This window comes from Kitasatospora sp. NPDC058406 (assembly GCF_042722765.1).
Taxonomy (GTDB): Bacteria; Actinomycetota; Actinomycetes; order Streptomycetales; family Streptomycetaceae; genus Kitasatospora.
This window is the reverse complement of the sequence record NZ_JBHXKE010000256.1, coordinates 1-12,459: the sequence shown is the minus strand read 5'-3', so window position 1 is coordinate 12,459 and position 12,459 is coordinate 1. Positions and strand designations below refer to the sequence as shown.

The 12,459-nt window shown below is 71.6% G+C and carries 13 protein-coding genes and 2 pseudogenes; 5 read left to right on the top strand and 10 right to left on the bottom strand.

What is annotated here, in order from left to right; all coding sequences use genetic code 11:
* Positions 1-44: 44 nt before the first annotated feature.
* A complete protein-coding gene (locus ACFWOG_RS34195; protein ID WP_380363130.1) occupies positions 45-1,139 on the bottom strand; it encodes a hypothetical protein in 1,095 nt (364 codons plus the stop codon).
* A 274-nt stretch (positions 1,140-1,413) separates the two neighbouring features.
* On the opposite strand from ACFWOG_RS34195, the gene ACFWOG_RS34190 reads away from it, so the two are divergent.
* Positions 1,414-1,962, top strand: a complete 549-nt coding sequence (locus ACFWOG_RS34190) for an LURP-one-related/scramblase family protein (protein ID WP_380363128.1) — start codon at positions 1,414-1,416, stop codon at positions 1,960-1,962.
* Between the two features lie 170 nt (positions 1,963-2,132).
* Here ACFWOG_RS34190 and ACFWOG_RS34185 read toward each other — a convergent pair whose 3' ends face one another.
* Complete coding sequence (locus ACFWOG_RS34185) at positions 2,133-2,501, bottom strand: recombinase family protein (protein ID WP_380363126.1); 369 nt, start codon at positions 2,499-2,501, stop codon at positions 2,133-2,135.
* A 487-nt stretch (positions 2,502-2,988) separates the two neighbouring features.
* Between ACFWOG_RS34185 and ACFWOG_RS34180 the strand changes: the two genes are divergently transcribed.
* Positions 2,989-3,132: a hypothetical protein gene (locus ACFWOG_RS34180; protein WP_380363124.1), complete on the top strand. Its 144-nt coding sequence runs from the start codon at positions 2,989-2,991 to the stop codon at positions 3,130-3,132.
* A gap of 43 nt (positions 3,133-3,175) precedes the next feature.
* On the opposite strand, the gene ACFWOG_RS34175 is transcribed toward ACFWOG_RS34180, so the two are convergent.
* From ACFWOG_RS34175 to ACFWOG_RS34160, 4 genes and pseudogenes are all read right to left on the bottom strand, one after another.
* Entirely contained in the window at positions 3,176-3,331 is a 156-nt protein-coding gene (locus ACFWOG_RS34175) for a hypothetical protein (RefSeq protein WP_380363134.1), read from the bottom strand.
* A 155-nt stretch (positions 3,332-3,486) separates the two neighbouring features.
* A pseudogene (locus ACFWOG_RS34170) lies at positions 3,487-3,615 on the bottom strand (DUF4259 domain-containing protein); the annotation flags it as partial.
* 56 nt (positions 3,616-3,671) lie between these two features.
* A complete protein-coding gene (locus ACFWOG_RS34165; protein ID WP_380363122.1) occupies positions 3,672-4,139 on the bottom strand; it encodes a hypothetical protein in 468 nt (155 codons plus the stop codon).
* A gap of 438 nt (positions 4,140-4,577) precedes the next feature.
* Positions 4,578-5,411, bottom strand: a pseudogene (locus ACFWOG_RS34160) (SDR family oxidoreductase).
* A gap of 737 nt (positions 5,412-6,148) precedes the next feature.
* On the opposite strand from ACFWOG_RS34160, the gene ACFWOG_RS34155 reads away from it, so the two are divergent.
* Positions 6,149-6,679, top strand: coding sequence for a DUF6245 family protein (locus ACFWOG_RS34155; RefSeq protein WP_355403393.1), 531 nt, complete (start codon positions 6,149-6,151; stop codon positions 6,677-6,679).
* Positions 6,680-6,826: 147 nt separating this feature from the next.
* On the opposite strand, the gene ACFWOG_RS34150 is transcribed toward ACFWOG_RS34155, so the two are convergent.
* Entirely contained in the window at positions 6,827-7,657 is an 831-nt protein-coding gene (locus tag ACFWOG_RS34150; protein WP_380363120.1) for a MerR family transcriptional regulator, read from the bottom strand.
* Positions 7,658-8,008: 351 nt separating this feature from the next.
* On the opposite strand from ACFWOG_RS34150, the gene ACFWOG_RS34145 reads away from it, so the two are divergent.
* Entirely contained in the window at positions 8,009-8,644 is a 636-nt protein-coding gene (locus ACFWOG_RS34145; protein ID WP_329952436.1) for a sigma-70 family RNA polymerase sigma factor, read from the top strand.
* Positions 8,641-9,411, top strand: coding sequence for a hypothetical protein (locus ACFWOG_RS34140; RefSeq protein ID WP_380363117.1), 771 nt, complete (start codon positions 8,641-8,643; stop codon positions 9,409-9,411). Before ACFWOG_RS34145 ends, ACFWOG_RS34140 begins: the two co-directional genes overlap by 4 nt.
* Positions 9,412-9,654: 243 nt before the next feature.
* Here ACFWOG_RS34140 and ACFWOG_RS34135 read toward each other — a convergent pair whose 3' ends face one another.
* The 3 genes from ACFWOG_RS34135 to ACFWOG_RS34125 form a co-directional block, all read right to left on the bottom strand.
* A complete protein-coding gene (locus tag ACFWOG_RS34135) occupies positions 9,655-10,887 on the bottom strand; it encodes a sensor histidine kinase (protein WP_380363115.1) in 1,233 nt (410 codons plus the stop codon).
* Positions 10,888-11,077: 190 nt separating this feature from the next.
* The gene (locus ACFWOG_RS34130) at positions 11,078-11,878 is read right to left on the bottom strand and encodes a DUF817 domain-containing protein (RefSeq protein ID WP_380363113.1); all 801 of its coding nucleotides are present in this window, start codon (positions 11,876-11,878) and stop codon (positions 11,078-11,080) included.
* Between the two features lie 471 nt (positions 11,879-12,349).
* A complete protein-coding gene (locus ACFWOG_RS34125; RefSeq protein WP_380363132.1) occupies positions 12,350-12,457 on the bottom strand; it encodes a LuxR C-terminal-related transcriptional regulator in 108 nt (35 codons plus the stop codon).
* Positions 12,458-12,459: the final 2 nt, after the last annotated feature.

Here is a 12,459-nt window from a genome sequence, read left to right as displayed (position 1 = left end):
GGACGACCCCGCGCCGGGCGGAACCCGGCGCGCGGCCGCTCGGCTCAGTGGCGCGGACGGCGCCGGGAGGCGAGGACCACGGCACCGCCGACCACCAGCAGGAACGCCGAGGCGCCTGCGACCCGGGGGAGACCGGGCCCGGCTCCGGTCTCCGGCAGTTCCCCGCTCGGAGACGGATGCGGGACCCGGGTCGGGGTCGGGGTGGGAGCCGGTGTCGGCGTCGGACGGGGAGTGGGCGACCCGGAGGGCGAGGGGGACGGCGACGGAGACGGTGTGGGTGTGGGTGTGGGGGATGGGCTCGGCGAGGGCGAGGGCGACGGTGTGGGCGTGGGCGACGGGCTCGGCGACGGCGTCGGGGTGGGTGAGGGCGTGCCGGCCCGGCAGCTGACCTCGACCTCGCCCAGGCGCAGGTTCGTCACCTCCCCCTGGTAGAGCTGGTTGCCGCCGGTGTCGTTGAGCGTGCCCCGGACGTCGATGTCGAGCCAGGCCTCCGCGGTGTCCTGCCGGTTCTGTGCGGCCGGGTCCTGGTGGGGGGCGACGGTCACGGTGAGGGTGCTGGGTCCGATCTCGGGCCTGTCGAAGTCGGCGCCGGTGACGGCGAGGGTGGAGGTGCCGATGGGGACGAGCTGCCCGAGGACGGTGATCTGGCCGGCATCCGTCCGGTTGTAGGCCAGGGCGAAGGGCCCGACGGGCGGCGGCACGCACTCGGCGTAGGAGTCCATGGAGGCGACCGTGCCGCTGGGCGCGATGCGGATCAGGTCCTTGCTGCCGAGCCGGACGACGAGGTCGGTGAGCTGGGCCTGGGCGTAGTACTTCGCGGTGTCGGCGGCGGTCCGGGTCGTCATGGTGCTGATGGTGATGCGGCTGAGCATGCCGTCCGGGTCGCTGAAGTCCCCGTCGTCGGTGTCGCCGACGAACGTGCTGAGCGCCGTGCCGTAGGTCCCGCTGTACGGGGTGAAGCCCAGGGGCGGCACCGAGGGGGTGGTCAGCTGCACCAGCTTCGCGCCGGCGAGCGCGCCCGGTGGGAGCACTGCCGCTGCGGGGGTCTGGCCCTGTCCGAGGAGCACCACGCTGGCGAGGCCGGCGGCCGTGACCGCCCCGGCGACGGGGAACGCCGCCCTGCGTACGAAATCGTCCATGCGGCAGCAGTAACAGCCCCGCGGCGAACCGCCGGACAGGCTCGGCGTCCCGAACCCGTTCGGCCGCCGGAGCTCCCACCGGCGGCCTAACCAGGCGCCGGCCCGCGTCGGCTCGGCCCCCTTCTCCTTGCGCCCGCCCCGTCCGCCTTGAGCCCCGGCGGGGTGCGATGGCAGTACCGGAAGGACCTGCCGGCCGGCGGGGGTGAGCGGCCGTTGATCACGACCGGCGCCGAGGCGGGGTGAACCGCCCGCCCACCGGGGAAGGGAGCCGAGGATGTTCGGCGAACGACGGGCCCGCCACCGGGCCAACAACGCCTTCGACGACGGCGAGGGCGTCACCCGCTACCGCATGCAGCAGAAGGTCTTCTCCATCGGGGACGACTACTGGATCGACGACGAGGCCGGTGACCACGTCTACAAGGTCAACGGAAAGGCAATGCGCCTGCGCCGGACGTGGGCCGTCGAGGACCGCGAGGGCCACCGCGTCGCCGCCGTGCAGAGCCGGCCGATGCGGATCAAGGACTCGATGGAGATCGAGGACGCCGACGGCCACCGGATCGCGCTGGTCAAGAAGGGCCTGGTGGGGCCGGTGCGGGACCACTGGCGGATCAAGCAGGAGGAGGGCGGCGACCTGACCGTCCACGGCAACATCGTCGACCACGAGTACACGATCGAACGGGACGGCTACAAGGTCGCCGAGGTCTCCAAGAGGTGGTTCCGGCTGCGCGACACCTACGGTCTCGGCATCGGTCCCGACACCGATCACGCCACCGTTCTGGCAGCCGCGATCGCCATCGACGCCATGACCCACCCCGGCGACTGACCGCCCGCGGCCGAGGACGCTCCGAACGGCTCGGCGCGGGCGAAGACGATCAGGGTCCGGTCGGTCGCAGCCGCCGGCGTGCGGGTCGCGCGAACGGATCACCGAAAGGGTTCGGGACGTGTTCAGAGGGGGCCCCAGGGCTCCCCCGAAGTCTCCTCCGGGCGGTGCGGTCAGGCGCGGGCTTCGGCGCGGGTCCGGCGCCGGGGGAGTTCCACGACCTGGGTGCCGGCCGCACGGAGGAACTGTGCGACGGAGTCCGCAGTGGCACCCTCCAGGGAGAAGACCCAGAGGCCGGGCACCAGCACGGTGTCGACCAGACCCTTGGAGGCCCGGGCGAGCAGGATGCGCAGCTGGGGGCGCAGCGCGGAGGACGAGGTGCCGTTGTCCAGGTAGAGCCTGGGGGTTCCGAGGCCGAGCTGCTGGGCGTGGTCCTCCAGCGCCCACCGGTGAGCGGCCATGTCCCAGTGGTCGTAGGGGTAGCAGCGCAGGTAGACCGCGCTGCTCCCGATCAGGGTGGGCTGCTCGTGGGTGATGGTCATCGTCGCTCCTCGCCGGTACGGCAGGCGTGTGGCGCACGCCGCCGGGCGGTGCCCTGGACGGCTCGGTGCGCGATGGCCGCGCATTCGTCCGGGGTGGGATCGGCTACGGCCAGGTGTCACACGGTGGCTTCGGGTGAGGATGGCGACGGGGTGTGTGCGACCTCGGGAAGTGCCTTCCATCATGGAGCGGCGGAGCGGATATGTCTATACCAATGGGGCATGCACGGAACGGTCGGTGCACACCGGTCCCGCTCCGCAGCCGCCGGCCCCCTACTGCCCGCCGGTCCATCGGCGCGGCACGCTGTCCTGACCGGACCGGCACACCCCCCCGGCGCGCTGACATTCTCCTTCGTCCCGACCTGCTCCCAGACGGGGGAGGGCCGTACCCCGGCCGGCTCGTCGTACCGGGTACTTCTGCTGTTCGGGGTGCAGCGGTGGACGGCCCCCAGGTCGGACTGCCCGAGTCCAGGGCTGTGACGAAGCAGCGGTGCGCAAGCACGCGGAGGTCCTGGCCGTCGTCGCCGCGCCGAAGCCCCTGCCGGGTGTCGGCGGACTGACCCCGCACGCCGGGCCCGACTCGTACAAGGGCCTGGCCGAGAGGCTGCTGCGCGAGCGCCGCCTCGGCATCTGACCGACGAGTTGGGCGGCCGTGCGGTGTCAGGCATCACCCAACGTCACTCCGAGGTGGTGTCCGCCTCGTCCAGCGCAGCAGCACGCTTCTCCTCCTCCTTCTCGGAGAGGGCGTAGTCGTTGGTCGGCTTGACGATGGTGTGCGTGGTGACCTGCCCGCTGATCTGCTTGGTCTCCAGCCTCTGCTGACCTTCTGCCATTTTCTTGCTCCTTCTGCCGTGTCCGGTACGTCTGTCCTCCGGCATGTTCCCACCCGGGAGCACTGCGTAACGAGATGATGACGAGACACCGGTGAACCCGTCGGCTCGAACCGATCACCCGAACCGTCCGCGCAGACCGGCATCAGATAGCCGCGGGCCTCGACGGCGCGGTTCAGCGTGCTGCGGATGAGGTTCTCGCGTTCGTCCAGCGCCGTCTCGTCGAGGGTGTCGGCGAAATCCGCCGCCGTGTCGTCCTCGAAAGGGCCGATGCCCCAGGTGCCCATGCCGGTCTCCTCGTGTCGCCGTTCTGCGATCCGATCCGGCGGCCGGCGGCCGGCCGTCACGCGGTGCGGATGGCGGCCGCGGGGTGTCGCGGTGTCCGGACGAGGGTAGCGGCGGCTGCGGCGATGTAGAGGATCTGGAGGAGGGTGCGCGGGCCGAGGGGGTCTCCCTGGGCGGTGTTCCTGCGGGCGGCGGAGACGTTGGCAGGGAACACGGCGATCATGAGGGCGATGAGTCCGCCGGCGGCCCATCGCGCGGTGGCGGGGATGATCAGGCCGATCGCTCCGGCGGCTTCGAGCAGGCCGGTGATCGTCACGAGCAGGCCGGCGCGGGGCATCCACGGCGGGACCATGTCGACGAGGTCGGGCCGCAGGGCAGGGGCGAAGTGCGCGATCGAGGTGAGCAGGAACATGGCCACCAGCCCGGCCCGCAGGGCGGGCTGCCAGCCGGCGAGCGTGTCCGCTCCCAGTAGACCGGCCAGTCGGGCTGCAGTGAACCCGACGACCAGCGCGATCAATGGCTCCACCGGAGCGCTCCTTCCAGCAGGTGCTTCCCGGCGACGCGCGCCCGCCCGCTTCGTCCGTCCTCCAGTCCACCACCGGGCACGCACGCCCGCCACCGAGAGCGCGCCCGGCGCGTCGGCCGTGGTTGTTCGTCCCCGCGGTGCCGCGCTGGTCGAACATCACCAGGCGGTAGTCCTTGAGAACGGGCTCCAGCCTGGTTGCCGCCCGCTTGATCGCGGGGATGCTTCTTCCGGGGCCGCCTCTTGATGACGCGCGGCTCATGTTGGTAGCGAGGGAGTAATGAGGGCGGCGAGGTGGCGCACCTTCCTTTGCGGCGAGCCCGAGGCGACCTGGCTCGAACGCGCACCGAACGCGCACCGAACGCCGAGGACGTCCTCAAGGCTCACACCGAGGTCGTAGCCCCGGCTGAGTACAGATGAACGGGGCCAGGACCGGGCGGCTCAACGGAAGGCGGAGGCATTCTCTGAAACCCACTGACGGAATGGCTTGGCTGGGGAGCCGGTCACCCGCGAGACCGTGTCGCGCACCTTCAGCAGCTCGTCGTTGACGTCCCCGCCCGTCACATCGAGCACCGCATCGGCGGCCTCGTCTCCCAGGAACGCGGCCATGTGACGGTGGGCCTCCTCCCTGTTGATCTCAACGAACGGCACCTCCCGTTCCAGTACTGCCGCGATGACCTCCACCTGCTGACGGGCGGTCACCCGCTCCGGACCGGTCAGGGCGTACGTCCGGCTCTGGTGGCCGGACTCGATCAGTGCCACCCGTGCCACCGACGCGATGTCCGCGGGGTGGATCGTGGGGAGCCCGATGTCCGCGTACGGCACCCTGACCGGTTGGTGCTCGCGGATGGACGCCGCCCACCACAGGGCGTTCGAGGCGAACTGCGTCGGCCGCAGAATCGTCCAGGCCATACCGCTGTCCTTGAGCAGTCGCTCGACAGCCAGGTTCTCCTCGGCGGGGCCCAGGTGCGGATGGGTCTGGACGGTGATGGACGACACGAGCACCACGTGCTCCACACCTGCCTGCCGGGCGGCGTCGAGGATGTCGGCATCTGGGCCCATACGCGACACGAGGAACAGCGAGCGCGCCCCCTCCAGTGCAGGCTTGAGCGAAGCAGGTTCGGCGAAGTCGCCCTCAACGGCCTCGACCCCTGCGGGGAACTAGGCCCGCGCGGCATCGCGAGTGAGACCCCTCAAGGGTCCGGCACCGCACGCGTGCAGATCCTTCAGCAGAGCACTTCCTATGTTCCCGGTGGCTCCCGTGACGAGGATCATGAGCGCCTTCTCCCGTCGTCAGATGATCAGCTGGAGGACACGCTAGAAGCTCAATCGCACTTCAGGTCAAGGAGAGTCCTGACAGATTCGTGCTGCCGGGCACAGGCATGCGGGTCTCGGTACTCGGCTGGGCACTTCACCGAGGACGCCGGCCGTCCACCGTCCCGATGGACGGCCGACCCAGGAGACCACCGGACGAGCTCACCTGCCCGAGGTCCTCCGAGCCCGGCGCCACCTCGACCGGCTCACCCGTCGTCGCGACCATAGAATCCAGCACGCCTTCGACCTCGCCTGGTAGATCATCGACGAGTGGTCCGCCGGTGGCATGCCGTGAGAACTCGGGCGGTGGTGGACCCGCCGTCCTGACCACATCGAGCTCCACTCCGCCGGCACGAAGACCCCCTTCGAGGACCTCTTCGCCCGGTATCCTTCCCCGGGACCGCGGTGCTGACGGACGTGATCCTCGACCCGCCGACGGAGGCCGTCGATCCCGAGGAGCTCTATCTGGCCGCGACGGCAGAGCCGAGCTGAGCCGGGGATTCGCGCGGATCTGCACCACCCGCCGCCGCCAGGACCCGCTCTGCCTACGCTTCTGCCGCCCCCACAGAGCCCGGAAAGGCTCCCGATCAGCCGTCGGACTCGTGACCAGCTCGCTGCCAGGCACTGATTGTCCGTACTTCGGCCCCGCGTCCAGCCTGGGCGGGTAGCTTGCCGGTATGACGAGTAATGATATTCCCGTGACGGTAGAACAGATCGGCGCTGCCCTGGCCGCGTTGGGCGTCTACGAGGGCAACAACACGCCGGTCGAGCACGCCGAACGGGCCGCGCAGTTCGCCAGCCCCGACGTCTACCGGCTGCGTCTGCTCAACACCCTGCTGGGCGCGGTGCAGGGACAGGCGAAGCTCGCCGACGAGGCGGAGGAGGACGGCGAGGACCTCTTCACCGCATGGTTGGAGCAGCTGAACGGGGCTGGAGCCGGGGACGACCCGGTCAGGCAGATATCGTTCCTGGGCTGGCAGGTCCGGCGGGTGGGTATCCCGCTCTTCCTCCTCGCCAACGATCCGGACACCGGGGCCATCGTGGACGCGGCCGCGAAGGCTGCCGAGGCGTTGCACATCATGCTGGGCGTGATCGGCACACTTGAGGAGGCGGACCCGGCCGTCGACTTCGTCAACATCATCAACCAGGGCGGGATGCTGAGGGCGGGCCGAGAGCTACTGGTAACCGCTCTCGACAACACCGACACCGCGCTGGACACGTTCAAGTAGGTCGGCCCGTAGCGGCCCTGGCCCAGGCCCAGGCCAGGCCCAGGCCCCGGCCCCGGTCGGCCGGGGCCGCCTCCGGCGGCTCGCCCCGGACCAGGTCCGGGGCGGCCGTGGCCGGGCCGTCCACGGGCCCGGAGGTCGCCCGGGTCCCTACGCGGCGGGGCCCGGGTGGAAAGGTGCGGCGACGTCCATGACGTGCTCGCCCGGCTCGGCGGTGGCCCAGTTCGGGTAGTAGACCTCCCGGTTGGAGGCGCTGCGGGTGTGCCCGTGGCCGGTGAGCCAGGCACCGACGGCGTCGTGGACGGCGGCGCCCGACGCGGGAGCGTCGTCGCGCTTCGTCAGGGCGGTGTACGCCTCGCGGTGCGCGGCCTCGATGCGAACCCCGATGTGCCCTGCCGGTTCGACCGGACCGTCGGTGGGGGCGCAGACTTCGACCGGGCCTTCGGAGTCGTCGTCCACCAGTCCGTGGTAGACGGCGAAGAGCGGTCCGGACAGGCAGGCGTTGGCATGCCGCAGGTGGGTGAAGAGCAGTTCGGCCGCTTCGGCGAGGAAGGCCGGCAGGTGCGCGGCGTTCACGTGGCGTTGGATGCTGAGCACCTTCTGCTCGGGGACGTCCCGTTCGGCGATCTCGTACATGGTCTGCGGCCTTCCTGCCAGGACCGCCCGGGTGTAGGCCACCGTGTCGCGGCGGGTTGCGTGCGTGCGCGCCTGTTCGTGCCAGTACGCGTCGAGCAGGGGGACGCGATCCGCTGCGTCCGCGTCGAGTACTGCGGCGATCCGGGCCAGTGGCATCCCCAAGGCGCGCAGCAGCGCGATGTGGCGGGCGCGTTCCACCTGGGTGGGGCCGTAGCGGCGAAGCCCGGTGCGCGGGTCGACGTGGGCGGGCGGCAGCAGCCCCCGTGCGTCGTAGAGCCGCAGCGCCTTGGGGCTGAGCCGGGTCGCGGCGGCGAGTTCCCCGATGGTGATCGTCTGTTCCTGCACGCGGACCACTGTGCCCCCTGCCCCAGGGGCAGGAGCAAGTCCACCATCGGGCGCGGCGTCCCCTCGGCTCCGGACGCCCGGGTCGGGAGGCGGAGGCGTGGGATGCGGCCCCGGACGCGGGGCGTCGCCGGGCACGCTCCCAGGGGCAGGGCAGGGCAGGACGCTTGGTGACCGAATGATCGGGCTGAATGCCGGGCAGCCGGTCAAGGTGCGTGCTCTTGCGGCAGATCCGGTCAACTTCTGGCCGGCCTGCAGATCCACGGTGCCCAGCCGGTTTCCTGGTCCCGAACAGGCCACGAGGCCGGGGCCGACCGTCGGCCCAGGCTTCCGGGGCGGGAGGACGGACGCCACATGGTCGGCATCGACGGCGGCGGTCGCGCTGATGCGCACGATGACGCCCCGATCCCTCAGGATCACCAGGACCCTCCCGAGCAGGTACCCGAGGGCGGGGACCTCGTACCGGAGACCTCCCTGCCCAACGACCTGGTCGCCCTGATGGTGATGCACGGCGAGGCGTACTGGGAGTACGCGCGCCTGCACCTCGGCGATCCCGACGCTGCCGACGCGCTGGTCGACGACGTCTTCGCGGACCTCGCCGCCAACTGGGACCTGGTGCTGCGCCAGGAGAACGCGGGGCAGTTCTGCTGGGGTGTGCTGCGGGCGACGGTCGACGACACGCCGGAGCGTGTCGTCCGGCCGTCGGCCTTCACCTCCGCCGCGTTCGCGTTCGCCATGGCCGACGCCCGGGAGGCGTTCCGGGCGCTGGAGAGCGGGATCGGCCTGTTCGCGGCGATCGGCGACCTGCCGGACAGGCAGCACGACGTGGTCGTACTGACCTACGTGCTCGGCTATCCGGTCGTCACCGCTGCACGGATCATGGGTATCACCAAGAGCGGGGTGTACAGCCTGCGCCGCGACGCCCGCCGCCGGCTCGCCTCGGCGCTGGGTCTGGACGAACAGAGTGCCGAGACGGCGGAAGAGCAGTGATCGACATCCACGGCGCCGTCGACGCGCAATCCGGCGCCGTCCGCGAGACCTCGGACCCGGGCCCGGCCTGGTCGCCGCTCGCGGCAGTGCGTCTGCCGCAGCCCGAGGCCAGGGGTCGGGCCTCCGCCTGTCTCGACGGCGCGCCGGCCAGGGTCGCGGCGCGCCTGGCGGCGCGGACGCGGGCCTCGCAGCGGCCTTTACCGTCGGTCGCGGTCCGTCTGGACCGGGCCGGGTTCGAGCTGCTGGCGCTGTGTCACCTGGTGCTGGAGGACGCCCGGTCGCCGGGGTGGATCGCGGCGCTGACGGACGCGCCGGCGATCGAGCCGTACGGGGCGCTCGTTCTCGGAGCGCTGTGCCACCTGGCTGTCCACGAGGGGGAGGACGAGGACGGCGCGGTCATGCGCCGGGCGCTGGCGGACGGGCCGCGGACGTGGTGGCAGCTCGGGGCCGGGGCAGGATGCTTCCAGGCCGCCTACGCCCTCGCCTGTCTGTGTGCCGGAAGGGGGAACCAGCGCGAGGCGCGGCACTGGCAGGACCAGGCCCGCCGGCTGGCGGGGGTGCGGGACGTGCGTTCGGCGGTCCTGGCCGCCTTCGCCGGGTTCCGGCCCGGCCACGGCCTGTGCGCCGACATCCGCCAGGCCCTGGCGGCCCTGCCCACCAGCCACGACCCGGACTTCGGGCGCACACCCGCGATCGATCCCGAGGTGCTGGCCGCGGCACTCCGCCGGCACCGCACCGGCGCTTGCTGCCGACCCGCGCTGCCGTAGCGGGCTGAGGAGGACGTCTGGGCGGCGTTGCACGCGGTGACGCTGGCCGACTTGCCGTCCTGATCTTCGATGATCCTTTCGCTGCGCCCAACTCGCTCCCGGTGCCATTCCGATTCATCGTCCGATGGCCGCCTTCGAGGAAATCCGTCGCGCCGGGACCGGAGAGCGCCCGAGCTGCATTGAGTGGGTGACCGGCGAGATGAACGGGCAGCGGCTGGGTGGATCCGGCGGGGCCGGCGGGGGTCAGAGCGGGACGCTGGCGAGCATCCGGAACCGGCCCGCCCCGGCGTCCGGGACGGTCAGCTCGCCGTCGTGGGCGGCCAGGCGCTCGCGCAGTCCGCGCAGCCCCGTCCCGCTGCCCTGGGACGGGATCGGCACGGCGGGCACCCCGTCGTTCTCCAGCTCCAGCACCGCCCGGTTCCCCTCGCGCCGCAGCCGGATCGAGCAGTGGGCGGCCTCGCTGTGGCGCAGTATGTTGGTGGTGGCCTCGCGGATCACCCAGCCGAGCACCGACTGCACGGGCAGCGGCAGTTCGTCGGCGTCCTCGCCCAGGTCGATCGCGCAGGCCACGTTGGCGGCGCGCAGGACGGCCCGGGCGCCGATCGCCTCGGCGTGCAGGTCCGCCGTGCGGTAGCCGCGGACGACGTCCCGGACCTCGCGCTGGGACTCCTGGGCGATCCGCTGCACCTCGGTCATCTGGTCGGCGGCCTCCGGCCGGCCCCGGCGGGCCAGTTGGACGGCGAGCTCGCTCTTCAGCGCGATGGTGGTGAGGTTGCGGCCCATGACGTCGTGCAGGTCCCGGGAGAACCGCAGCCGCTCCTCGGCGACGGCCAGCCGGGCCTGGGCCTCGCGGGCGGCGTCCAGCTCCCAGACGACGGACTGCAACCAGGCGAAGCTGCGGCAGCTGAAGCCGACGGCGGCGAGCGTGATCAGGTTGCCGAGCAGCAGACCGGCCGTGGTCGGGGCGCTGAGCCCGGCCAGCAGGGCCGCAGGGACGATCAGGAGCTGGGCCACCGCCCCGGAGAGGCACGCCCGGCCCACCGGCAGGCCCACGCTCGCCGGGCAGAAGGCGCTGGCCAGCAGGGCGGAGACGACCACGGCGGTGAACGGCGGCGCGTACGGACTGCCCGGCCCGCCGCCGGCCGGGCCGAGCAGCAGCACGGCCCAGGAGCCGGCCACTGCCACGACGCCCACGGCGACGAGCCAGCGCAGGTGGTCGGTGGGCCGCTTCAGGTAGTGGTCGAGTGAGGTGCGCAGGGCCCGCAGGGTCAGCAGGGTGGTGCCCAGGACGACGACCAGGCAGACCCGGGCGATGCCGTCGGTGTCCGGTTGGACGTCCGGGGCGGCGGCGATGGCCAGCATGATCAGCGGGAGCATGACCAGCGGCACGAGGTAGAGCGACCAGCGGAGGTAGAGCTCGGTGCGCTGCGGTTTGCTGTATCCCTTCCAGAGGCGCCTCGGCGTCAGGACGGCCATCTCTTCCGTGCCCCCTTCGATCAGGATTGTGCCGTGCTCTTCCTATCAGTCGGGGGAGCGGGATTTGCCGCGGTCAGGGCCACTCGCTCCGAGTCGCTCAGCACCGGGCCCCGCTTCCCGGCCGGCATCCGCGACCACGCCCCGGCGTCGTGAACCTGCCGGGCCCCGCTGGGTGGGGCAGGAAAGCCTGTCAAGGAGAGCGCGGACTCTTGGGCGGTCGAAGTCTGCCGATCGTTGCCAGGACGAACGTGACACTGATCAGCAGCGTCCATGCGCCGATCTTCGCGGGAGCGACGGGCTCCCAGCCCTGTAGCTGGTGGGGGTACCGCCAGGCACCTGAGTAGGTGGCCAGGTTCTCCGCCAGCCAGAGGAAGAAGCCGATGAGGAGAAACGACAACGCGAGAGGCATGCGTCGTCGGTCGCCGCGGACGCGGTAGCTGACCGTCGTGCCGGCGGTGACCGCCAACAGCATGGCGGCCAGCGGCCAGCGCGCGTCGGGCAGCCAGTGATGGGTGAAGAAGTTGACGTAGATCAAAGCCGCAACCACAGCTGTCGGCCAGCGGCGGTAGCGGGTGAGCCGCAGGTCGAAGAGGTGCCAGGCACGGCACACGTAGCTGGCGACAGCCGAGTAGAGGAACCCCCCGTACAACGGGACGCCTCCGATCTTCAGTACCGCCGGCTCCGGATAGCTCCACGAGCCGAGGTGCACCTTCACCAGCTCGAACACCAGTCCGATGACGTGGCAGACGGCGATGACGGCGACGTCGCGACCAGTCTCCCAGCCGCACCGCCAGAACGTCAGGGTGAGCAGGATGCCGTAGACGACGAGTATGTCGTAGCGGGCCAGGGGCAGACTCGGCAGCGCGGTGGAAGCCGCCACACCTGCGAGCAGCGCGATGGCGTAGGAACAGGCGCGGGTCTGTCTCCAGGCGAAGTCGGTGAGCTCTCGACACAGCTGGGCCAGGTAGCTGGCGGGGGTGGTCACGTGCATGGGTGGCGGTCCAGAGTCGTTGGTCCGACGCGTCACCGGGTACTCGGGGACGGCGGCGCTCACGCGCCGAGCCCGCAACGCGTACCAGCGGCCTGCGCTTCCGTAAGGTCTGCTGCTCCAGGGCTCGAACAGGCGGGTGGGTCATCGGGAGGGCCGCGGCTCCACAACCGGTGCTTCGAGGCCTTGGGGTGGTCACATCCTCCGGTGTCAAGCGGCGGGCGTCGTCAGACTCCTTGCCGATCAGCTGTCATCCTGAAGTCGTACTGAACGGAAGCGCGCCCTGCCGGCGGCGGTTGAACCGCCAGGCACACAGCCGCGACCCGGTGGACCCGACCGTCCAGGAGGTCCGCCGCCTTCTCCGGGCGCAGGCGAATCCTCCGAACGCAACGCCGAGCGGACTGCTTCACCGGCAGCCGGAATGCCGCAGTCGCCACCAGGCCGCCGCCCGCCGCCGTCACTACCGGCGGCGTCTCAGCCGGGTGGGTCGGTGAGGTCGGCGCGGGTGGTGCGGAGTTTGGTGAGGACGCGGGCGACGTGGTTCTCGACGGTGCGGGTGGAGAGGAAGAGTGCGGCGGCGATGT

What these genes read in the sequence shown, in the direction of transcription:
- ACFWOG_RS34135 (WP_380363115.1), bottom strand. Translation starts at nt 10,887, where the DNA reads ATGGCCGTCCTGACGCCGAGGCGCCTCTGGAAGGGATACAGCAAACCG.
- ACFWOG_RS34130 (WP_380363113.1), bottom strand. Translation starts at nt 11,878, where the DNA reads ATGCACGTGACCACCCCCGCCAGCTACCTGGCCCAGCTGTGTCGAGAG.
- ACFWOG_RS34185 (WP_380363126.1), bottom strand. Translation starts at nt 2,501, where the DNA reads ATGACCATCACCCACGAGCAGCCCACCCTGATCGGGAGCAGCGCGGTC.
- ACFWOG_RS34195 (WP_380363130.1), bottom strand. Translation starts at nt 1,139, where the DNA reads ATGGACGATTTCGTACGCAGGGCGGCGTTCCCCGTCGCCGGGGCGGTC.
- ACFWOG_RS34190 (WP_380363128.1), top strand. Translation starts at nt 1,414, where the DNA reads ATGTTCGGCGAACGACGGGCCCGCCACCGGGCCAACAACGCCTTCGAC.
- ACFWOG_RS34145 (WP_329952436.1), top strand. Translation starts at nt 8,009, where the DNA reads ATGGTCGGCATCGACGGCGGCGGTCGCGCTGATGCGCACGATGACGCC.
- ACFWOG_RS34175 (WP_380363134.1), bottom strand. Translation starts at nt 3,331, where the DNA reads ATGGCAGAAGGTCAGCAGAGGCTGGAGACCAAGCAGATCAGCGGGCAG.